Genomic DNA, 19,841 nt, shown 5'->3' on the forward strand with positions numbered 1-19,841 from the left:
AGCCGTTTTTACGCCATGCGAACGCGCTTATTTACTTAATACTTATTTGCTTAAGTAGGCGTTGAGCATCCAGATGGTTTTTTCCTGCTCGCGAATATAGTCACCGGCCTGTGCCGCGGTGCCTTCATCATCAGCATCAGAAGCAAGCGCCAGCAGTTCACGCTGCAGCTCAATGATGGTTTGGTAGCCTTTCAGTACGCCTTTGACGCAGGTGGTGCCGTCATGGACGTCTTTGTCTTCCTGAATGCGCGACAGGGTGACATAGTCGCTATAAGCGTGTACCGGCTTGTGGCCCAGCGTCAGAATGCGCTCGGCAACTTCGTCCACTTTGGTTAGTAGGTCAGTGTAGAACTCTTCAAACTTGGCATGCAGCTCAAAAAAGTCGCTACCGCGAACATTCCAGTGGTAGCCGCGCACGTTCATGTAGAAAATTTGGTAATTGGCCAGCAGGTGGTTGAGCTTTTCGGCGAGTTGACTAGCGCTACCTTCGTGTAGGCCAATGCTATTAGTGTCAGTCATATCCTGCTCCCTCTTTATGCCGCAAGGCGCGGCGGTTAATGCGTTGTCCAGCACACACATCTTGATAACAGTGTTCCAGATTAGGGCGTCTTTGGTGCGGTGCAAAACAAGTTTTTTGCATCGCCGCCATAGCGCTACGACATTAGATGCCTGTCGTTACCCTTTGACTACTGTTTACATGCTGGCGCTTAGCGCCCTTTTCAAGGCCCGTCAGCAAAACGCTGCCTAACCTTCGTTGGCTGCAGCCCAGAGTCGAAGCAGGCTTTCACAGCGTGATTCCAGTAGCTCTGCGGTACGCGGTAGCGCCTCGGTTAAGGTCATGGTGCCGTCTGCTAGGGCAAACGCCGCCGTTACACCTTCGTCAAAGCAGGCTTGCCAGCCATCGCCTAGGCTGCCTGCCAGCACAATGACAGGTGTGTTAAGGCGCTTGGCAGCACGAGAGACACCAATCGGCGTTTTGCCTGCCAGGCTCTGCCCATCCAGGCGGCCTTCGCCGGTAATCACCAAGTCCGCGCGAGCCAAGAGTGTGGCCATATCAGCCTGCTGCATAATCATTTCAATGCCGGGTTTCAAAGTGGCATTTAAAAAAGCCTTGGCCGCAAACCCCATACCGCCAGCCGCGCCTGCACCCGGCAGCGTTCGGTAATCATCGCCTAGCACCTGAGCGCTGATATCGGCAAAGTGGCCCAGCGCCCGATCCAACTGCTCAACGTCTTCTGGTGTGGCGCCTTTTTGGGGGCCAAAAATGGCACTGGCGCCGCGCTCACCCAGCAGGGGATTGTCTACATCGACGGCAGCCTCTAAGGTGAGCCCAGCTAAACGCGGGTCTAGCCCATCAAGCGTTAAACTGGCCAGTTGGCTAAGTGCCGCACCGCCAGGGGGAAGCGGTTCACCGTTGTGATCCCAAAAGCGCGCCCCCAAAGCCTGCAGCATGCCAGCACCACCGTCATTGGTGGCGCTGCCGCCGAGCAGCAGCAGCGCTTTTTCAGCTCCTTGTTCCAGCGCCGCCAGCAGCAGTTCACCTACCCCAAAAGTAGAGGTGTGCAGTGCATTGCGTTCATCGGCAGCAAGGTGTTGTAAACCGCTGGCTTCTGCCAGCTCAATAAACGCGGTACGCTGTTCGCTAAGCCAGCCCCAGGCTGCTTGGCGAGGGCGCCCAAGGGCATCCTTAACGTCCAATTGGAGGCGCTCAGCGCCGGTAGCCGCAATCAATGCGTCTAGACTGCCTTCGCCACCGTCAGCCAAGGGGCAAGTTTGAACGTGCGCCTCAGGTACCGCGCGCTGCACCCCCCGCGCCATGGCGGCTGCGGCGTCTTGGGCACTCAGCGCATCTTTAAAACTGTCGGGGCAAAGCAACACATTCATCAACACGATCTCCGCGAAGTGTTATTAAAAAACATTCTGATCAAAACATTGTCATTAAGTATGGCTATGCTTGATGAGCTTAGCGCGCTAGCCTGCGTCAAACCAGCGGCCTCGTCCGTTAGAGGATCTAACATGAAGTCGATACCGATAAGCTTAACCTGCCTGCTAGCGCTTGCTGGCTGCCAAGTGGCGCCAGACCGCTTGCCACAAGCTGAGCCCGCACCTGCTGCCTCATGCTATTTTCCCTCGACGGAGGAGCAGGCGCTTGAAACCAGCGTTGCCGTCCTGACCGAATGGGGGTTTACCCTGGACTCTACCGATACCACGTTGGGCTTGATCAGCGCCAGCCGCGAACGTCCGCTGCACGGTTACTATGACCCTTACGATAATGCTTACGGCTATGGGAGTGGGATGCGCCTGTTTGGTGGTTTGGGGATAGGACGTGGTGGCTCCGGTATCGGTTTTGGCGTTGGTGGAATGGGCTTTGGCGGTGGTATGGGCCATCAACCGGTGGAAGTGGAGCGGGTCTCGCTGTTTGTGAACGATGCACATATACGCATATCCCGAGATATTCGCCGCTTTGATTATGCAGGTGATTTGCGCGAATCCTACAGTGCTAGCAATGACGATTTCTGTCGCCGCTTTCAAGCCACTTTCGAGCAGAGCTTGCCCGCCAATGGGAGGCCACTATGAACCTTCGGCACTGGCTATTGTTGGGGCTGCTGGGTGGGTTGGCCGGCTGTGCCACCACTACGCCTTTAGAGCCTCGTGAACTGTTTTACGCAACGCCGTCGGATGAGACCTTCCGTGAAGCAGTGGATTTGATGGTGGAGCAGGGGTATGTGGTTCGCCATGCGGATATCTCCCTGGGGCGTGCTGAAGCATCGCTTGCCCGCTGGCCCGGATATCGGTTGCAACTACAGGTAAGTGAAGAGGGGAGCGGTAGCCGCGTGAGCGTATCGGCGCTTAGTGGTAGCCAGCCACTGCGACCTAATTTGTTAGACCCTTGGCTTGTCGCCTTACAGCATAAATTGGGCGTCGCGCCATGAGGGGACTCACCGTCGCGTTAGTCTTGGCTATGAGCACCTTTATCGTCAGCCCGGAGGCCCAAGCTCATCCACACGGATGGATCGATCTGAGCGTGCGTGTCATTACCGATGATCAAGGCGTCGTTAGCGGTTTGCATCAAACGTGGCGGATGGACCCTTTTTACAGCTTGGTCGTCTTTGAAGAGCTACAGCAGGTTGAGAACGCAAGCCTTGAAGAGGGGCTTGATCAACTGGGCAAAGAGATTCGCGATAATCTCGCAACCGAGCACTATTTAACCGAGGTGAGTATTAACGGTGAGCCTCAAGCGCTGGGTGAGGTGAGCGAATATACCGCCATGGAGCGTGATGGCCGGCTGACCTTTATGTTTATCCTGCCGCTGGCCACGCCCCAGCCGCTGGCAGGCTCGCAGCTTAACTATCAAGTGTTTGACCCCACCTACTACATTGAGGTGGTACATGAAGAAGAGGACGGCCAGCCTCGGGACGATGCGCTTATCCTTCACGGTGAGCCTGCCTGTGAATTGTCTATCCTGCCCGCGGACCCGGACCCTGAAGTGGTGATGCAGGCGGCGCTGCTCGATAAGGACGAAAGCGGCGAGCCGGGTTTGGGGCGCTACTTTACCGAGACCGGCCAAGTTGATTGTCGCTAAGCGCTATGTTTAAACGGACTTGTTATGCGCAGTCTATCGAATAAAGATATCGTTGTGTTACTTTATAACAATTTCTGCGATGGAGCGTTGAGATGCTTTTAACACGGCCCTTTATACGTCACTGGGGGTTACTGCTGGTTCTGCTGTTAGTCGCAGTCGTGTTTATCATTGTGTGGCAAGGCGGGTTTCAGAGTGTGAGCTATCAACTGCTCGGTTGGCAGCGTGACCTGCACCGTTCGTTAACGTTGGCGATCACCGAACTGTCACGAGCCCCCACTCTGGCGACATGGGTGTCTCTGCTGAGCGTGAGCTTCGCCTACGGCGTATTTCATGCCGCTGGGCCTGGGCATGGTAAGGCCGTATTGGCGACCTACTTAGCGACCCACGGTGGTGCAGTAAAGCGCGCCTTGGGGCTGTCGTTTGCTGCCTCACTACTGCAAGGGGTGACCGCCATTGCGCTGGTCGTGGTGCTGGTTTATGGATTAGGCTGGATAACCCGTCAAGCCATGGGCAGCGTTGCCTGGGTGGAGCAGGCCAGTTTTCTGCTAGTGGCAGCATTAGGGTTGTGGCTATGCTGGCGGGCCATCAAACAATTGCGGGGAGCCTATCAGCCTGAGAGAGTCGTGCACTCGCACAGTTCATCCCAAGAGCATCACCCAGCCCATGAATATCATCTAGACCATCAACATATCCATACCCACCATCATGACCATAGCCACTGTTGCGGCGGTGCCCACCATATTGAGCCCCAGCAGGCGTTAGATTGGCGGACGGCAATGATGACGGTCGGCGCCATTGGTATGCGCCCCTGCAGCGGGGCAGTGCTAATGGTGGGGGCGGCCAGCCTGCTGGGCCAACTCGAAGTAGGCATCGCATCTGTATTAGCCATGTCGTTAGGCACGGGGATAACCGTCTCTGCGCTGGCAATGGCAAGTATTTTAGCCCGCGGCTGGGCGCAGCGGCGCTTAGCCAAGCAGCAGCATGGCCAACGCAACGTGCAAAAAGCCACCGGCTGGCTGGCCCTGGCTGGCGGTGCGCTGATAGTGGTGCTGGGGATTTCCCTTAGCGTCGCGGGTGTCGCACAGCCTGCTAGTGGGCCGCTTCTCAATGAGCCGCCAGCGCGCCAGGGTCATCCATTAAGCGGGTAAACGTTAGGCTAAACATCCAGTCCATTGATGAGTGTCTGTAGCTGCTCGCGTAACTGCGCCTGGCTCTCCTGGTCATAGGATTCGGCTGAGCCATTGCCCCATACAGGAGCAGGCCAGGTCGCATCGGTGTGACGACGAACAACCACGTGGACATGCAACTGACTCACCACATTGCCTAATGAGGCAATATTAATCTTGTCTCCCCCCAGGGCCGTTTTCATGGCTTCGCCTAGCTGAGTGGCTTCCCGCCAAAGCTGCTGCTGATCGTGGGCTGAAAGCTCAAACACTTCGCTGATAGCCGCGTGGCGTGGCACAAGAATAACCCAAGGGTAGCGTGCGTCGTTCATCAGCAGCACGCGGCTTAGAGGAAGTTCCGCCACTGGCAATGTATCGGCGGCAAGGCGTGCATCTAGCGTGAAATTGTTCAAATGAGAGACTCCGGTCCGTTGAGTAGGCGTTTGATAGCATAGCAATTACAAAGTGAAGAAGGGAAAGCGAGCGCGATTGCGAAAACGCTGTTACCCTGAAAAAACTCCCAAGCGGCAATGAACGTTGCCAGTGGAGTTTCCCGATGTTGAATGACTCGTTAAGGAGAACGTAAATGAAAAAATTATTAGCCATGAGCTTTATGCTGCTGATGACGGCGGGTGTTCTAACTGGTTGTAATACCATTTCTGGCGCTGGTCAGGATGTGCAAGAAGGCGGCAAAGCCGTCCAAGACGCAGCTGAATAATTAACGAAGAATGCGTTTTGAAGTAAGCGGTATCTCGCGGGCTAGGCTTATGCCTGGCCCGTTGGTTTTCATTACCTTTTTAATACCCCTTTGAGGAGATTCAAGGATGAAACCCTGTATGACTCTGGCCAACGATCTGGCTAAATTCGCTCTGGTGGGCGCCTGCGCAGTGATGCTAACAGCTTGCGTTAGCTCTCAGATGCCAATTTCACCTGCTCAAGACGACGTTGACGCAGCCCCACCGCCGCCGACGGTCGAGCCCAACGGTTCCGGTAATCAACAGGCTGCTGCCTGTAATTTAGACGCTATCCAATATGCGATCGGTGAGCCATTCGATGAAGCCGCTGTCTCACAGTTACAAAGTGACAGCAGCGCTCGGCAAGTGCGTGTGCTGCGCCCTGGCGATATGGCCACGATGGACCATCGCCCGGATCGTTTGAATATTCATCTTAACGATCAAGATGTCATTGAAGAAGTGCGCTGCGGCTAGGCTAAAGCCAATGATACATAGCCTAGCGTAAAATCAGCACGACGCAGGCGGCGGTCAATACACCCATGGTGATATTGAACGCTCGCCATGCGCCGTCGCTTTTGATCCACTGCCCAATAGCGGTGCCAAAGGCCGCCCATAGCGCAATACAGGGCAGTGCTACCATCTCCGCAAAACCTGCAAGTAGCAACGCATTCAAAACCGGTTGGCCGTTTTCGGGTAGAAAACCGGCCATCAGCGCCAACCCCATTACCCACGCTTTAGGATTGGCGAACTGAAACGCCGCTGCCTGCCAAAACGTAAACGGCACGCTATGTTCACGAACCTTTAGATTGGGTGGCGGCGAGCTGGCAATCTTCCATGCAAGGTAGAGCAAATAGGCGCTGCCTATCCAGCGCAGTGCGGCTTGTATCGTTGGATAGCGCTCAAACAGCAGACCCAACCCCAGCGCTATGCCCGTAAAAAGTAAAAAGCAGCCACCTAGAATTCCCCACATATGCGGCAACGTGCGCCGAAAACCGAAGTTTGCGCCAGAGGCCGTCAGCATAATGTTGTTCGGCCCGGGGGTAAGCGTCATCGACATCATATAGAGCGCGGCAGGGCCGAGAATTAACCATTCGTTACTCATAGCGGTCTTTCCAGCCCTGGTGGCGCACCTGGTCTTTCAGCATTTCCAGGATGTCATATAGCACCTGCTCGGTGACACGATTGCTGCCTTCATCAACCGTTAACCAGGTGTCAAAGCCACTGTCGGCGGTGCGTTCAACTAACCGCCTAAACTCATCCGAGTGAATGCCTAGCAACAGCTCATCCACTAGCCGCTGGGCAACCCCACTGAGGGAAGCCTCCATTGCGCTGGTGGCTTGCTGCCCCATGGGTAAGCGATTAAAGCGCTGAATCTCCGGGCTTTCCCGTAACGTACGGCTGACTAGATCGCTAATCGCCGCCATGATGGACTGGCGGTTGTGCTGATAGGCTTTGCCGATAGTGCTCTCCAGCCTTTGAGCGATCTCATGAATTAGCTGTGCCTTACGGGGTATAATCACGCGCTCAATGACCCGTTCGGTGAGGGAGTCGCTGGCGCGTATCTGCTGCTGAACGTTGCCTAGCAAGCGCAGTGCGATACGGTCAGAAAGCTCTTCGAGCAAGATGTCGTAATACTTGGCAACAAAGAGGAAGATTTGCCAACGGGTAACATCAATAAAGCCGAGCCGATGCAAACGGTTGATTAAGGATACGACCCGTAAGATACGCAGCAGGCGGAAACCCGCTAGCGGAATGCAGCCCAGTACGTCATACCAGTGAACGAACGGGTAAAAGAACCAGCGGTGGTAACGCCGCTCGGCAATAGCGATTGACCAGCCCAGCAGGACATCGGCTATAAAGAAACTGACAAACACCAAGTCGATAGCGAGAAAGCGGCTATGGATCGTGTCATCGTAGAAAGCGTGAAAACCGGGAGCGATGCTGGCAATGCCCTGGTTGATGGGGCCAAGCAGAAACAGCGAGTCAAACAGCAGTAGCGAGAGGTTAATCACTACCAGCGTCAGAATAAAAAAATCCCAACCAATATGGGCGTATTCAACCGCTTTAGGCAGGTGGGGGTAGCGTTCCCTGGCGGGCATGCGAACTCCTTGTCGTGGGGTCTTTTAATGGGCCTGGGATTGATGCTGCTGCTGAGTTAGGAGTTCTTCTCTTTCCGCCTGTTTACGCAACTTTTTACGCAGCGCCGCCTTTTCAAAACGCAGTTTCTGCAGCGGTGTTGCCAAACCGAGTGGCGGAACGCGGGCGGGCTTACCATCTTCATCTACAGCGACCATGGTGAGGTAACAGCTATTGGTATGGCGAATCAGCTTATTACGAATATCTTCGGCCACCACCTTAATGCCAATTTCCATGGATGAGCGCCCAACATGATTGACGCTGGCCAAAAAAGTAACCAGTTCCCCCACGTGAATCGGCTGTTTAAACAGTACCTGATCCACCGATAGGGTTACCACATAATGACCCGAGTAGCGGCTGGCGCAGGCAAAAGCGACTTCATCGAGCTTTTTAAGTATAGCCCCACCATGCACCTTGCCGCTAAAATTAGCCATGTCGGGTGTCATGAGTACCGTCATCGATAGTTCGTGCTGCCCAGGCAGGGCTGTATTGGCAGCCATATTTGCGCTGTTCTCAGTCTCGGACATAGGGTCTTCCTTCTGTGACCACTGCCTGCCGCAGTGGATGGATAAATGAGCAGCAGGCAGTGAGTGGCTAGTCTAGTGTTAAAACCACACAAGGCCGACGGAGATAATAATACCGGTAATAAATAGCTGAATAAGGCAGAAGCCCATAATATCTTTCGCCTTCAACCCAGCAATGGCGAGTACCGGTAGCGCCCAGAAGGGCTGCAGTAAGTTGGTCCAGGCATCGCCCCAGGCAACCGCCATGGCTATCCGTGAAATATCAGCACCCAGCGCCTCAGCAGCAGGCAGCATTACGGGCGCCTGAACTGCCCACTGGCCGCCGCCGGAAGGAACGAACAAATTGACAATGCCAGCGCTAATAAACGACCAGAAGGGCAGCGTGCTGGCGGTGGCAAAGGAGACCAGCCACTCAGACATGCTCTCCGCTAGCCCAGACTGAACCATGATGGCCATAATGCCAGCGTAAAACGGGAACTGAATAACAATCCCGGCGCCGCCTTTAATCGCTTCGTTCAAGCTAGTGAGTAAGTTACGCGGCGTGCGATGCAGCACAATGGCTAGGAACAGAAACATAAAGTTAACGACGTTCAAATTGAGACTGCCGCCGCGCAGCAAAAAGTGATCCAGCAGAAACAGCAACCCCGGCACGCCAACCAACAGGGAGAGGGTCATGCTGTTTTCCAGGCGTTCCGCAGGGCGAGTCAGGCGGCCAATCGGCTCTGGCTCATCATTCAACACGCTGGGGTCAACGTAGACGCTATCCTTCTCATCCGGAAGCATCATGCGATTGACTAACGGAATGGCAATAAACAGGCAGACCACAATAGCGAGGTTGAAAAACGCAAAAATCGTTGAGCCGGTTCCAATTACACCAATCTGGTCGGCGGCAAAATGCCCTTCGGTGGCAATTGTCAGCGGTATCGAACCCGCCAAACCACCGTGCCATACCACAAAGCCCGAGTAGGCACTCGCCACTAATAGGCGGTAATCAACGCGAATCAGCCGGGCCAGCTCTTTGGCAAATAGTGCGCCGACCACAAGGCCAAAACCCCAGTTAATCCAACTGGCTGCCAATGATACCAGCGTGACCAGGATAATCGCGCCGCCCGGGGATTTAGCGGTACCGGCGATGTTTTGCAGAATGCGTTTTACCGGTGGTGAGCTCGCCAGCATAAAGCCGGTCACCAGCACTAGCAGCATCTGCATAGAGAACGTCAGCAAACTCCAGAAGCCGTCACCCCAGAAGCGCAGCACCGCCAGCGGTGTTTGGCGCTCAATAGCGATGGCGGCGACCGAGGCAATTAACGTCAGCAGTAGAACGAAAATGTACGGGTCAGGAAGATAGCGCTCCACCAGCTTTACCGCTGGTTTTGAGATGATTTTAAGCATGGGATGCTCTCTTTATTCATTATTAGAAAGTGCCTAGCAGGTGACTAGGAAGTGCCTAGCTAATATACGGGGGAGCGCGCTGATTTTCACGTTGAAGCTGCTCGCTTAATCTCACGTTAGCAGTTGCCAGAGATTGCGCCTGTTTTAGCGCCAGTGAGTGCGCCGGTAACGTCGATAATAGTGAATCAATACCGCTGAGCGAACCAGCGTGAAGAGCATAAATGCCAGCCAAAGCCCGTGATTGCCTAATGGCTGGCTAAACCACCAAGCAGGTAGGTAGGCGGCAAGGCCGATAAAAATGCTATTACGCATTTCGCGCACCGCAGTGGTGCCAATAAATACCCCATCAAGCAGGTAACTCCATACCGCAATGAGTGGCATCACTACCATCCACGGGAGGTAATGAGCTGCCGTCGTGCGCACCTCTTCAAGGCCCGTGAGCAGTGCGATCAGGGCATTGCCTCCTAGCGCAAATAGCGCCGCGGCGGCACCTGCCGTCCAGAAGGAGAAGCGCGCAGCGGCGCGCACTGTGGCGGCAAACTCCCGCCAATCCCTACGACCATAGGCGCGTCCAATCAGTGATTCAGCCGCGTGGGCGAAACCATCAAGGGCATAGCTGGTGAGCATGATAAATTGCAGCAGCACGGCATTGGCGGCGAGCACCGTGTCACCCTGGCGGGCCCCTTGAGCGGTAAAGAACGCCATGGCGAATAGCAGGCCGAGGGTGCGCACGAATAGATTGGCGTTGACGTTAAACAGTGCTGCGTAAGCCGCCAGTGCCAGCAAACGCTCACGCAGAAAATGGCCCTCTAATCGCGTTAACTGTCGCAGCACTAAGTAGCTGCCAAAGGCTAGTGCGCTGTAGTCGGCAATCACGCTGGCCCACGCCACGCCGTTGCTGGTCATGCCCAGGCCCACCACAAACCATAAATCCAACACGATATTAACGCCATTGGTAAGCAGCAAAATCATTAGCGTGACACGGGAGTTTTGCTGACCTAAAAACCAGCCCAGAATGGCGTAGTTGGCAAGAACTGCTGGCGCTGACCAGAGGCGTATATGGGCGTACTCTCGTGCTAACTCAGTGGCGACTTCACTGCCATCCAGTAGCCACAGGCCTAACGTAATCAGCGGCGAGGCAAACAGAATCAGCAGGCTGCCAATCACTAACGCCATAATGAGTGATTGTCCCAGCAGGTTGCGAACGTCGCTGTCACTCTCGCGGCCCATGGCTTGGGCGACGAGTCCCGTAGTGCCCATGCGGAGGAAACCAAAGCCCCAGTAGAGGAAGCTAAACAGCGTGGCACCCAGGGTAACACCGGCTAAGTAGCGAGAATCGGGTAGATGCCCGACCACGGCGGTATCCACCAATCCAAGCAGTGGGACAGTGATATTGGATAAAATGATTGGCCAGGCGAGAGCCCAAATCCGCATTAGGTTTAGGCTGCAGTGATGATACGGTACTTCTTCATCAGCTGTTCTTGAGTCTCATGGCGCTCAGGGTCAAGGGGTATGCAGTCTACCGGGCAGACCTGCTGACATTGAGGCTCGTCATAATGACCAACGCACTCGGTGCATAGGTTGGGATCAATGACATAGATCTCCTCACCAGGGGAGATGGCATCATTGGGGCATTCGGGCTCGCAGACGTCGCAGTTAATGCATTCGTCGGTAATCATCAGGGCCATGGGCATACCTCGCAGATGGCGTTCGCACCCAGGCAATCAAATACCCGAGTGTTTTACTCAACAATGGCGTTGGTTAGCTAGTGTAGTGGTTACGCAGCGCTTCGGCGACCTGAGGATGCACCAGGAGGGAAATATCGCCACCTAGCTTGGCAATTTCACGCACGATGGTTGAAGAAATATACGAATTTTCCACCGCCGGGGTTAGAAACACGCTTTCAAGCTCGGGGTTTTGCGCCCGGTTCATATTGGCGAGCTGCAGTTCATACTCAAAGTCAGATACTGCACGCAGGCCGCGCAGAATGATCGTCGCCCCCTGCTCGTGCATCATGGTAGTCAGCAGGGTCGAGAAGCCGATCACCTCAACATTGGGCAGCGACGCACAAACCGTTTTTGCCAGCGTCATGCGTGTTTCCAGGTCGAGGTGAGGGCTTTTTCCAGGGCTTGCCGCCACCGCGATGACCACTTTGTCGAACATCCGCGCGCCGCGCTCGATCAGGTCAAAGTGGCCGTTGGTGATAGGGTCGAATGTGCCGGGGTAGACGGCGATATTCAGCTTACGCGTGCTCATTGCTCGCTCTCCTCGTCCAGGCGGCCAAACGGATTGTCGCTGGCTAACGAAACAGCATGGTGATAGCCAGGGATATGAATCCGGTCGGCGTGAATATCCAGCTCGGGGCCTTCAAGCACCGCTTCGCCAAACTGATAGCGTGGTGCGTAGTGTCCCAAGTCTGCCTGCCTTATGAAGGCTGCTGCCGCTTCTCGAGTGGCTACACGACGCTCTTTCCAGGCGCTCACGGCAGCGGCGCCGTGGCGTTGAGTAAGTAGGCGCTCGGTCACCGCCGGCGAGAGCACGACACCGGTGGCATTGTTGCCGCCGAAGCCTTTGGCATTTATAAACGCGGCGTCTGCGCGAAATGTTTGAGCCGTTTGTGAGAAGCGTAACCGCTCGGCATAGACATCGTCAGCCACCGCATCAAGCGTCGGTATGCCCGGCAGTAGGTCGTGGGCAAAACTGCCCAGCGCGCTTGCCAACTGATCGCCCGCTGCAGAGCCCTGAGAGTGACCAATAAACGCCTTGATCGCCACAACCGGCCAATCATTGATGCCATTAGCACGAGCAATTTCATCAAATACATGGGATTCGGTAATGCGGTTTTTTGGTGTGCTGGTGCCGTGAGCATGCAAAAAAGTGCGCTCTTGGAGAGCTTTTTCACCCAGCATATCGCGCACCAACGCAGTCGCTTTACCCAGGGTAATGTAGTTGCCGATACCTGGGGCCGAAATCGAGCGCTTGTAACCGTCAGCGTTAACGAACACATCAGGGACAGCGCCGAGAATATCGGCGCCGACGTCCATGGCCAGGGCATCGTCCATCAGCAGTACGAACTGGCTGGCTTCCGCCATGGTAAAGCCGCAGTTGCGGGCAAAGGGGCGGCAGGCGCGTTGATAGTCACTGTCGGTAAGCAGCTCAAGCGCATCCAGGGCTTTCAGACCCGCGTCATCGGCCAGTGCACCCATGGCCCGGAAGCCTTCGATGATTTCCGGAGTAATCGGTGCATCTGCCGTGCCGACCATCACAACGCGGCGGCGGCCAGCGCGAATATCATCAATACCCAAGCGGAGGTTGTAGAGAAAGCTGGCGCAGGCGCCTAACGCCGCCCCGGTGCCGCCTACGCTGCCGAGTACATAAGCATTTAAAAAATCGGCGGGCATCTGACCATAGCCCAAAGGCATCTGCTTTGAGGTCGCGCGTTGACCACTTACCAAGCTTTTCAGTAGGCCGCCCCAGCCCTGGTCATCCAGTTGGCCAATGGAGTTGCCGGCATACACGGCAATATGATCCGGGTTCAACTGCTGACGCAGCGTCTCCCAGGAGAGACCGCTGGCACCTAAACAATCGCTGGCCCCAAATACTGCTAGTGAAAGCCCACGGGGATGGTGCACGCTGCGATAGAGGCTGGCTGGGTCAAAGCCGCTGGGTAGCTGAGCTGCCGCGCGTACCTTTGGAACCTGGGCGTCGGGCAGCAATACTTCCAGTACACCTGCGGGCACGCTTACTTCTACCTCGCGGGCATCAATATCGCGCACCTGCCATTCAACTGGCAGGTTTTCAGGCAGCTGGCGTCGGCGCAGCGTAAACCGTATTGGCTCAGCAAACTGCATGCTGGCTTGACGGTTTGACGGTAGACCAGGGTCGAGAAAACGCGGGTCTTCATTGCGCCGAATTAAGGTATGGCTCAACACCTGTTCACGCAGCGCCTGCGCCGGTGCTTCAACGGGCTGACCTTGACTATCGTGCCACCCCTTTTCGGAGTGCTCTACTAGGCGCATAAGCGCCGCTAAGCCTTCCAGTGTCTGGCGTTGCTGGTCAGCAGGGAGGGCATCAAGCACAGTGCGGCGGAAGGCCTGATGGCCAGAGGTTCTGCCAGCGGGATTGATGCCGCCCATGCCGACAATCACCGGTAAGTGTGACAAGCCGGGTTCCTCGTGATGCGGTGGTGGTAATAACAATTATTGGCAACTCTCTAAGTCAAATGTGCTCAAAGCGATGCGCTTAATAAGTACCTAAGGCGTGATCATAGCACCGGCTATGCAACGGCGTCATGCCGCAAGCGTTCGAGACTGATAGAATCACGCTTTTCAGCCGAGAGATGGCATGCAGCATAATTCTCGATCCGTGATTTCAAATCAGCCAGGCCCACATCAGGATCTCGCCCGACGAGTAAGCCGAGCATTAACGCATCCACTGCGTAAACCGATCGCTGAGCATACTCAACGTAGTTTCACTTTAGCGGCCGAATGGTTAGCGAGCCGCCAAGCCCCGTTGATACTGGATTCAGGCTGTGGCGTGGGGGTATCGACACGCCAACTGGCGGTGCAGTTCCCTGCGCATGCTGTTATAGGTATCGATCGCAGCGAGGATCGCTTGGGTCGTGACCACGGCAAATTGCCAGAAAATGCCCTGCTGGTACGCGCAGATCTCATCGATTTCTGGCGTTTGGCTTATCGGTATGGCTGGGCACCCGAGTATCACTATCTGCTTTATCCAAACCCTTACCCTAAGGCGGGGCATCTTAAAATGCGCTGGCATGGCCATGCGGTTTTACCCACACTGTTGGCGCTTGGGGGGCATCTTGAGCTGCGTTCAAACTGGTCGCTCTATGTGGAAGAGTTTGCTCTCGCGGTGGCGCAAGTAACCGGCCAGCAGGCGATAGTGGGTGAGTTTGCGCCTAACGGCGAGTATTTGACCCCGTTTGAGGCTAAGTATGCTCAAAGCGGTCAGGCACTGTGGCGTTTGAACGTTGAGTTGGAGCGAACATGACGTTTGTCTATTTGGTATTGGCGATTGTGGCTGAAGTGATTGCCACCAGTGCGTTAAAAGCCTCCGTGGGCTTTACGCGACCACTGCCGAGTGCTGTGGTAGTCATTGGCTATGGGCTAGCTTTTTATCTGCTCAGTCTAGTGCTGCGTACGCTGCCCGTGGGTGTGGCCTACGCGATATGGGCGGGCCTGGGCATTGTGCTGGTCACCTTGGTTGGCATTGTGGTGTTCGGTGAAAAGCCTGATTTGCCAGCGGTGGTGGGAATTAGCTTAATTGTAGCGGGCGTGGTGATGCTGCAAGTGTTTTCTAAAATGAATGTGCATTGAGGTACGTTAATGGGTTCTTTTTTTGCTGTTAAGCGTCTGCGACGTTGGTCACTGGTAACGGGCATTGCCACCTTGGCGATGTGCTCTAGCGCCAGCCTGTTCGCCGATTTCAACCGCCTGAGTCAACTGCAGAATAAAGGTTTTTCGATCAGTGCCGAGGCGCGTCTGTTAGACGCTGACTCAGGCACCAATGCGCTGCTGGGCAGTGTTAACCCTGAGCGTCAACTATCGCCAGCATCCGTTACCAAGGCGTACTTGGCGGCGGCGGCGCTGAACCGTTTTGGCCCACAGCACCGCTTTACCAGTCAGTTGGTCAGCTCAAGCAGTATCGATAGTGGCGTGCTACGTGGGGATTTAGTGTTTGAGGGCGGTGGAGACCCAGGGCTCACCACTGAAAACCTGTGGCGCTTGGTGCAGCGTTTGCACTTAGCGGGGGTGCGAGAGGTGGATGGCGCTTTGGTGGTTAGCCAGTGGCGTTTCGGGCCGGTGGATTGTATTACCACTGATCGCTGCAATGCCCTAACACGAGTAGCAAATGCCTATAGCGCGCCGCTTTCATCAGCCGGGGTTAATTTTGGTAGTTGGTGTGTCAATGTTGCCCCTGCCGTAAGCGCAGAAGCGCCTGCCCGCGTGGGACTCTGCGATAGCCAGACATCGCTAATTACCATCGACAACCAAGTGGTCACCCGCCCAGCTAATAGCGGCACAGAGATTAGTGCTGAACGCATCACCGATGAGCGCGGCGATGTGATGCGCTTGACCGGGCAGATTTCGACCAATGCGAGCGCCCGCGATGTCTATCGTGGTGCAGGTGATGCTGCTGAGAAAACTGCGCAAGTGCTAATGGGCATGCTGAGCCAAGCGGGTATTCATGTGCGCGAGCCGTGGCGCGTCAGCTCGACACAGCCGCCCAGCAGCGCTCAGCGCCTCGCCGCCGTTGACAGCCAGCCGCTCCAAGAGATACTGCTGCGGATCATGAACTACTCGAATAATTACATGGCCGATGTGCTGGCGCTGGATCTGGTGGATACTCCCCAGGCTCAACTGCGACAAGCAGGCCAAGCCATTGAGTCCTATGTTCAAAGCTTACCCGGGCACGGGCCGTTAACCCTGTATAGTGGCAGCGGATTGACGACTGAAAACCGCACATCGGCTCAGGGTGTTAATGTGATGTTGGAGAATATGTTCCGCCAAAGCGCACTGTTTCCAAGCTTTATAGCGGCCTTTCAATCTCCGGCCAACGGCGTCATGCGCTTTATCCGTCGGGGCTCCCCGACGTTTCAAAACAATGTCATGCTAAAAACCGGCACGCTTAACCAGCCTTTTGCGGTTCGCGCGGCGGCGGGTTATTTCCGTACGGCCCAGGGGCGCTGGGGGGTGTTTAGTGTGATGGTCAATGGTAGTGGCAGCACGCCTTACTTAAGCTGGTCTGAGGTGCTGGATCCGTTATCTCTGGATCTGGACGCAATGATTTTAGCCAATTGATTCAATTTTACGCTCACAAGGTGAGGCGACCTGCATGAAACCAGGGCATACCGGTTTAACCCATTTGGTTCACTCCACACGCTATTCGTGGAAAGGCTTAAAAGCGGCGTTTAGAAACGAAGCGGCTTTCCGCCAGGAAGTCGGTATTACGCTGGTGTTGCTGCCCTTTGCCTGGTGGATTGGCGAGGGTCCTATCAGTTGGCTATTGCTGGTGAGTAGCCTGTTCTTTGTGCTGATAGTCGAGCTACTCAATAGTGCCATAGAAAACGTGGTCGATCGGATTGGTACCGAGCACCATGAGCTGTCAGGGCGGGCCAAGGATATTGGTTCGGCGGCCGTCATGCTGTCGCTGATAATGGCCGGTCTCACCTGGGGACTCTTGGGCTGGGAAAAGTTCTTTGGCTAAGCTGATTTAAAACCACTCTTTTTTAGCACGCTGTCAGCGAGGTCGTTATGCAAGCATTTGAAGGACATAGGAACGACGATTTTTTACCGTTGTCGACGCTGCCAGCGTCGTTACAAAAAGCCACCCAATCCTCTTGGCAGCGGTTGAGCGAAGCGCTAACCCAAGCCGACAATATCGCTGAAATGACCAAGCAGGAGCTGCCTTCAAGTAACTGGCAGGGGCTCTCTGAACCGCGTCGAGAAGCGCTTGCGAGAGTGCTGGCTATTTCGACATTCGCGCTGGATACCCTTGCTCGCTACCCACAATGGTTGGCTGAATTGGATATTGCCGGTGAGTTGGACGAAAACCTTGGGCGGGACGAGCTGGCTAACTGGCTAAATGAGTCGCTTGAGAGCGCCGAAGACGAAGAAGCGATGCAGCGGGCAATTCGTCGTTTTCGCCGTAAGCGCTTGCTGGGGATTATCTGGCGCGACTTGAACAGAGCTGACGGCTACGTCATGTGGAATACCGCCACGGCGGTGTCTGAACTGGCCGAAATATGTTTGGAAGCGGCATTAACCTGGCTTGAGCAATTTTACGCACCGCGCTGGGGGTTACCTGCCCCCCGCAAGGACGGCACGCCCCAGCGGTTGGTGATTCTGGGTATGGGCAAGCTGGGCGCGGGCGAGCTGAATCTCTCCTCCGATATCGATCTGATTTTTGCGTTCCCGGAAAAAGGGGAAACCCAGGGCGGGCGCAAGCCGCTAGAGCATCAGGAGTATTTTACCAAGCTTGGCCAAAAGCTGATCGCCGCATTAGATGCGATGACCGCCGACGGCTTCGCTTTCCGGGTCGATATGCGCTTGCGGCCTTTGGGCGATGGCGGCCCGTTGGTGGGCAGTTTTGCCATGCTCTCCAGCTACTACCAGGATCAAGGCCGCGAGTGGGAGCGCTATGCGATGCTGAAAGCACGGCCGGTCGCGGGGGATTTAGATGCCGGCGATGAACTGCTGGCCGGGCTGCGCCCCTTCGTGTATCGCAAATACCTCGACTTTGGTGCTATTGAGTCGCTGCGCGAACTAAAAGCGATGATTAATCGTGAAGTGAAGCGTAAAGGCATGCAGAGCAATATTAAGCTCGGCCCTGGCGGTATTCGTGAGGTTGAGTTCGTTGTGCAAGCGTTCCAGCTGATTCGCGGCGGCCGGGATACCGAGCTGCAGGTGACATCCCTGCACACCGCGCTCAATCGCTTACCGGAGCTGGGCCTGTTACCACAAGACGTGGTCGACGAACTGTTGCCGGATTACGCTTTTCTACGCGATGTCGAACACGCCCTTCAAGCGCTGGAAGACCGCCAAACGCAAACCCTGCCCAACGATGATAGTGACCGTGAACGGGTTGCCTTTGCCATGGGCCATGAAGACTGGCCGGGTCTCATCGCTCAGCTTGACGAAGTGCGCGAACGGGTTCGCCAGCACTTTGACGCGGTCATCGCTGACCCTGAAGAGGATGTGGATGAAGCAAACGATGACAGCCAGCTCGGCTTGGCCCAGTGGCGGCTTATTTGGCGCGGCGAGCTAGAGGCTGAGGAAGCTACCGCGCACCTTGCTGAGGCGGGTTTTAACGAGCCGGAAAAAGCGCTGAAGCGGCTGCAGAGCCTTTATCACTCGCGCCAAGTGCAAAGCATGCAGCGGATTGGATTTGAGCGTCTTGATGCGTTAATGCCGCTACTGCTGGATGCCGTGGCAGAAAATGACGTGCCCGACACGGCGCTTTTGCGTGTGCAGCCGCTGCTTGAAGCCGTGCTGCGGCGTACCGCGTATCTCGCGCTGCTGCGCGAGAATCCACAGGCGCTTGAGCACCTAATGCGCCTGTGTGCCGCTAGCCCATGGATCGCCGAACAGCTGTCGCGTTACCCAATTCTGCTCGACGAGCTGTTGACGCCAGAAACGCTATATACCCCCGCCGATAAAGCGCGCCTGGCCGATGAACTGCGCCAAACGCTCAATCGTCTTCCTGAGGATGACGAGGAGGCGCAGCTAGAGGCGTTGCGTGTTTTTAAACATGCGCAAACGCTACACGTCGCCGCGTCGGATATCGTGGGCACTCGGCACTTAATGAAAGTAAGTGATTACTTAACCTATATCGCCGAAGTTATCCTTGATGCCGTATTGGCCATGGCGTGGAAACATATTACCCGTAAGCATGGCGTTCCTGAGGGGCTTAATACACGTGAGGCGGCATTTTTAATCGTCGGTTACGGCAAGCTGGGTGGTATTGAGCTGGGCTATAGCTCAGATTTAGATTTGGTGTTTCTTCACGATAGCGATGGTCAGGGCACGACGGATGGCCCAAGACCTATCGATACACCGCTGTTTTTTACCCGTTTGGGCCAGCGTATTATTCACTTGCTCACCGCGGTAACACCTACTGGTACGCTTTACGAAGTGGATATGCGCCTAAGGCCTTCGGGAAATTCAGGACTATTAGTGACGTCGCTTAAGGCGTTTGCTGACTATCAGCGCCAGAACGCCTGGACCTGGGAGCACCAGGCATTGGTGCGTGCTCGTGTCGTCGCGGGCAGCGATGTGCTGGCCGAAAAGTTCGGCCAACTGCGAGGCGATATTTTAGCCAATGAGCGCGATAATGCCGTGCTGCGCGAGGAAGTGGTCAAGATGCGGCAAAAAATGCGCGACCACCTTGGCAGTAAAGCGGCCAGCGGTACGTTTAACATTAAGCACGATGCTGGCGGTATGGTTGATATCGAATTTCTTTGCCAATATGCGGTGTTAGCACTCGCTCACCAAACACCTGCGCTACTCACGTATAGCGATAACATCCGCATTTTAGAGAGCTTGACGAAGAGTGGGCACTTACCTGCTGAAGAAGCTGAGCGACTGCGGGAGGCTTATCTGGCCTATCGCAGCGCTACCCATCGAGCGGCGCTCACTGGTGAAAGAGCGCTGACTGATGGTGAGGAGTTTCGCGAGCATCGCGATATTGTCACCGCACTCTGGCAGCGCTTTCTTGAGCCGCCAGCCGCTAATAACAGCTAGCCAGGCCGTTAGGAATAACTGGGAAGATGCAATGATGCCATGGAGTA

At 55.4% G+C, this 19,841-nt stretch carries 22 protein-coding genes; 11 read left to right on the forward strand and 11 right to left on the reverse strand.

The window, feature by feature from the left end; translation table 11 throughout:
* Positions 1-42: 42 nt before the first annotated feature.
* Both MLE19_RS14320 and MLE19_RS14325 read right to left on the reverse strand, forming a co-directional pair.
* A complete protein-coding gene (locus tag MLE19_RS14320) occupies positions 43-519 on the reverse strand; it encodes a Dps family protein (RefSeq protein ID WP_027958621.1) in 477 nt (158 codons plus the stop codon).
* 225 nt (positions 520-744) lie between these two features.
* Positions 745-1,884: a glycerate kinase gene (locus tag MLE19_RS14325; protein ID WP_240718838.1), complete on the reverse strand. Its 1,140-nt coding sequence runs from the start codon at positions 1,882-1,884 to the stop codon at positions 745-747.
* A 132-nt stretch (positions 1,885-2,016) separates the two neighbouring features.
* Here MLE19_RS14325 and MLE19_RS14330 point away from each other — a divergent pair, with 132 nt between their 5' ends.
* From MLE19_RS14330 to MLE19_RS14345, 4 genes are all read left to right on the forward strand, one after another.
* The gene (locus MLE19_RS14330) at positions 2,017-2,577 is read left to right on the forward strand and encodes a hypothetical protein (protein ID WP_240718839.1); all 561 of its coding nucleotides are present in this window, start codon (positions 2,017-2,019) and stop codon (positions 2,575-2,577) included.
* Positions 2,574-2,933 carry a hypothetical protein gene (locus MLE19_RS14335; RefSeq protein ID WP_240718840.1) on the forward strand — a complete coding sequence of 120 codons (360 nt, stop codon included), beginning with the start codon at positions 2,574-2,576 and terminating at the stop codon, positions 2,931-2,933. Before MLE19_RS14330 ends, MLE19_RS14335 begins: the two co-directional genes overlap by 4 nt.
* Positions 2,930-3,583 carry a DUF1007 family protein gene (locus MLE19_RS14340; protein WP_240718841.1) on the forward strand — a complete coding sequence of 218 codons (654 nt, stop codon included), beginning with the start codon at positions 2,930-2,932 and terminating at the stop codon, positions 3,581-3,583. Before MLE19_RS14335 ends, MLE19_RS14340 begins: the two co-directional genes overlap by 4 nt.
* Before the next feature lie 92 nt (positions 3,584-3,675).
* Positions 3,676-4,731 (forward strand): nickel/cobalt transporter, encoded by a 1,056-nt coding sequence (locus MLE19_RS14345; protein ID WP_240718842.1) that lies wholly within the window; start codon positions 3,676-3,678, stop codon positions 4,729-4,731.
* Positions 4,732-4,739: 8 nt separating this feature from the next.
* Here the strand turns inward: MLE19_RS14345 and MLE19_RS14350 are convergent, their stop codons facing one another.
* Positions 4,740-5,159, reverse strand: coding sequence for an HIT domain-containing protein (locus MLE19_RS14350; RefSeq protein WP_240718843.1), 420 nt, complete (start codon positions 5,157-5,159; stop codon positions 4,740-4,742).
* A gap of 173 nt (positions 5,160-5,332) precedes the next feature.
* On the opposite strand from MLE19_RS14350, the gene MLE19_RS14355 reads away from it, so the two are divergent.
* Positions 5,333-5,464 carry an entericidin A/B family lipoprotein gene (locus MLE19_RS14355; protein WP_027958626.1) on the forward strand — a complete coding sequence of 44 codons (132 nt, stop codon included), beginning with the start codon at positions 5,333-5,335 and terminating at the stop codon, positions 5,462-5,464.
* A 106-nt stretch (positions 5,465-5,570) separates the two neighbouring features.
* A complete protein-coding gene (locus MLE19_RS14360; protein WP_240718844.1) occupies positions 5,571-5,954 on the forward strand; it encodes an I78 family peptidase inhibitor in 384 nt (127 codons plus the stop codon).
* Between the two features lie 22 nt (positions 5,955-5,976).
* Here the strand turns inward: MLE19_RS14360 and MLE19_RS14365 are convergent, their stop codons facing one another.
* From MLE19_RS14365 to MLE19_RS14400, 8 genes are all read right to left on the reverse strand, one after another.
* Positions 5,977-6,582 (reverse strand): LysE family translocator, encoded by a 606-nt coding sequence (locus MLE19_RS14365; RefSeq protein ID WP_240718845.1) that lies wholly within the window; start codon positions 6,580-6,582, stop codon positions 5,977-5,979.
* Positions 6,575-7,579, reverse strand: a complete 1,005-nt coding sequence (locus MLE19_RS14370; RefSeq protein ID WP_240718846.1) for an ion transporter — start codon at positions 7,577-7,579, stop codon at positions 6,575-6,577. Before MLE19_RS14370 ends, MLE19_RS14365 begins: the two co-directional genes overlap by 8 nt.
* Before the next feature lie 24 nt (positions 7,580-7,603).
* The gene (locus tag MLE19_RS14375; RefSeq protein WP_240718847.1) at positions 7,604-8,143 is read right to left on the reverse strand and encodes an acyl-CoA thioesterase; all 540 of its coding nucleotides are present in this window, start codon (positions 8,141-8,143) and stop codon (positions 7,604-7,606) included.
* Between the two features lie 78 nt (positions 8,144-8,221).
* Positions 8,222-9,532, reverse strand: a complete 1,311-nt coding sequence (locus tag MLE19_RS14380; protein ID WP_240718848.1) for a short-chain fatty acid transporter — start codon at positions 9,530-9,532, stop codon at positions 8,222-8,224.
* Positions 9,533-9,676: 144 nt separating this feature from the next.
* On the reverse strand, positions 9,677-10,966 hold the full coding sequence (locus MLE19_RS14385) for an MATE family efflux transporter (protein ID WP_240718849.1): 1,290 nt from the start codon (positions 10,964-10,966) through the stop codon (positions 9,677-9,679).
* A gap of 5 nt (positions 10,967-10,971) precedes the next feature.
* Complete coding sequence (locus MLE19_RS14390) at positions 10,972-11,220, reverse strand: YfhL family 4Fe-4S dicluster ferredoxin (protein ID WP_035585565.1); 249 nt, start codon at positions 11,218-11,220, stop codon at positions 10,972-10,974.
* Positions 11,221-11,293: 73 nt separating this feature from the next.
* On the reverse strand, positions 11,294-11,788 hold the full coding sequence (gene coaD, locus MLE19_RS14395; RefSeq protein ID WP_240718850.1) for a pantetheine-phosphate adenylyltransferase: 495 nt from the start codon (positions 11,786-11,788) through the stop codon (positions 11,294-11,296).
* Positions 11,785-13,668 carry a beta-ketoacyl synthase gene (locus MLE19_RS14400; protein WP_240718923.1) on the reverse strand — a complete coding sequence of 628 codons (1,884 nt, stop codon included), beginning with the start codon at positions 13,666-13,668 and terminating at the stop codon, positions 11,785-11,787. Before MLE19_RS14400 ends, coaD begins: the two co-directional genes overlap by 4 nt.
* Positions 13,669-13,876: 208 nt before the next feature.
* On the opposite strand from MLE19_RS14400, the gene trmB reads away from it, so the two are divergent.
* From trmB to glnE, 5 genes are read left to right on the forward strand one after another with little or no spacing between them, the layout of a single operon-like run.
* Positions 13,877-14,542, forward strand: coding sequence for a tRNA (guanine(46)-N(7))-methyltransferase TrmB (trmB, locus tag MLE19_RS14405; RefSeq protein WP_240718851.1), 666 nt, complete (start codon positions 13,877-13,879; stop codon positions 14,540-14,542).
* Entirely contained in the window at positions 14,539-14,868 is a 330-nt protein-coding gene (locus MLE19_RS14410; RefSeq protein WP_240718852.1) for a DMT family transporter, read from the forward strand. Before trmB ends, MLE19_RS14410 begins: the two co-directional genes overlap by 4 nt.
* Before the next feature lie 9 nt (positions 14,869-14,877).
* Positions 14,878-16,353, forward strand: a complete 1,476-nt coding sequence (gene dacB / locus MLE19_RS14415) for a D-alanyl-D-alanine carboxypeptidase/D-alanyl-D-alanine endopeptidase (protein ID WP_240718853.1) — start codon at positions 14,878-14,880, stop codon at positions 16,351-16,353.
* A gap of 34 nt (positions 16,354-16,387) precedes the next feature.
* Entirely contained in the window at positions 16,388-16,759 is a 372-nt protein-coding gene (locus MLE19_RS14420; protein WP_240718854.1) for a diacylglycerol kinase, read from the forward strand.
* Between the two features lie 47 nt (positions 16,760-16,806).
* Positions 16,807-19,794, forward strand: coding sequence for a bifunctional [glutamate--ammonia ligase]-adenylyl-L-tyrosine phosphorylase/[glutamate--ammonia-ligase] adenylyltransferase (gene glnE / locus MLE19_RS14425; protein WP_240718855.1), 2,988 nt, complete (start codon positions 16,807-16,809; stop codon positions 19,792-19,794).
* Positions 19,795-19,841 lie beyond the last annotated feature (47 nt).

Source organism: Vreelandella neptunia, assembly GCF_022489065.1.
GTDB lineage: Bacteria > Pseudomonadota > Gammaproteobacteria > Pseudomonadales > Halomonadaceae > Vreelandella > Vreelandella neptunia_A.

Coding starts and splice junctions, on each gene's coding strand:
- MLE19_RS14330 (WP_240718839.1), top strand. CDS start 2,017: ATGAAGTCGATACCGATAAGCTTAACCTGCCTGCTAGCGCTTGCTGGC.
- MLE19_RS14410 (WP_240718852.1), top strand. CDS start 14,539: ATGACGTTTGTCTATTTGGTATTGGCGATTGTGGCTGAAGTGATTGCC.
- MLE19_RS14420 (WP_240718854.1), top strand. CDS start 16,388: ATGAAACCAGGGCATACCGGTTTAACCCATTTGGTTCACTCCACACGC.
- MLE19_RS14375 (WP_240718847.1), bottom strand. CDS start 8,143: ATGTCCGAGACTGAGAACAGCGCAAATATGGCTGCCAATACAGCCCTG.
- MLE19_RS14325 (WP_240718838.1), bottom strand. CDS start 1,884: ATGAATGTGTTGCTTTGCCCCGACAGTTTTAAAGATGCGCTGAGTGCC.
- MLE19_RS14380 (WP_240718848.1), bottom strand. CDS start 9,532: ATGCTTAAAATCATCTCAAAACCAGCGGTAAAGCTGGTGGAGCGCTAT.
- MLE19_RS14345 (WP_240718842.1), top strand. CDS start 3,676: ATGCTTTTAACACGGCCCTTTATACGTCACTGGGGGTTACTGCTGGTT.
- MLE19_RS14335 (WP_240718840.1), top strand. CDS start 2,574: ATGAACCTTCGGCACTGGCTATTGTTGGGGCTGCTGGGTGGGTTGGCC.
- MLE19_RS14320 (WP_027958621.1), bottom strand. CDS start 519: ATGACTGACACTAATAGCATTGGCCTACACGAAGGTAGCGCTAGTCAA.
- MLE19_RS14340 (WP_240718841.1), top strand. CDS start 2,930: ATGAGGGGACTCACCGTCGCGTTAGTCTTGGCTATGAGCACCTTTATC.
- MLE19_RS14400 (WP_240718923.1), bottom strand. CDS start 13,668: ATGGGCGGCATCAATCCCGCTGGCAGAACCTCTGGCCATCAGGCCTTC.
- dacB (WP_240718853.1), top strand. CDS start 14,878: ATGGGTTCTTTTTTTGCTGTTAAGCGTCTGCGACGTTGGTCACTGGTA.
- MLE19_RS14355 (WP_027958626.1), top strand. CDS start 5,333: ATGAAAAAATTATTAGCCATGAGCTTTATGCTGCTGATGACGGCGGGT.
- MLE19_RS14360 (WP_240718844.1), top strand. CDS start 5,571: ATGAAACCCTGTATGACTCTGGCCAACGATCTGGCTAAATTCGCTCTG.
- coaD (WP_240718850.1), bottom strand. CDS start 11,788: ATGAGCACGCGTAAGCTGAATATCGCCGTCTACCCCGGCACATTCGAC.
- trmB (WP_240718851.1), top strand. CDS start 13,877: ATGCAGCATAATTCTCGATCCGTGATTTCAAATCAGCCAGGCCCACAT.
- glnE (WP_240718855.1), top strand. CDS start 16,807: ATGCAAGCATTTGAAGGACATAGGAACGACGATTTTTTACCGTTGTCG.
- MLE19_RS14370 (WP_240718846.1), bottom strand. CDS start 7,579: ATGCCCGCCAGGGAACGCTACCCCCACCTGCCTAAAGCGGTTGAATAC.
- MLE19_RS14390 (WP_035585565.1), bottom strand. CDS start 11,220: ATGGCCCTGATGATTACCGACGAATGCATTAACTGCGACGTCTGCGAG.
- MLE19_RS14385 (WP_240718849.1), bottom strand. CDS start 10,966: ATGCGGATTTGGGCTCTCGCCTGGCCAATCATTTTATCCAATATCACT.
- MLE19_RS14365 (WP_240718845.1), bottom strand. CDS start 6,582: ATGAGTAACGAATGGTTAATTCTCGGCCCTGCCGCGCTCTATATGATG.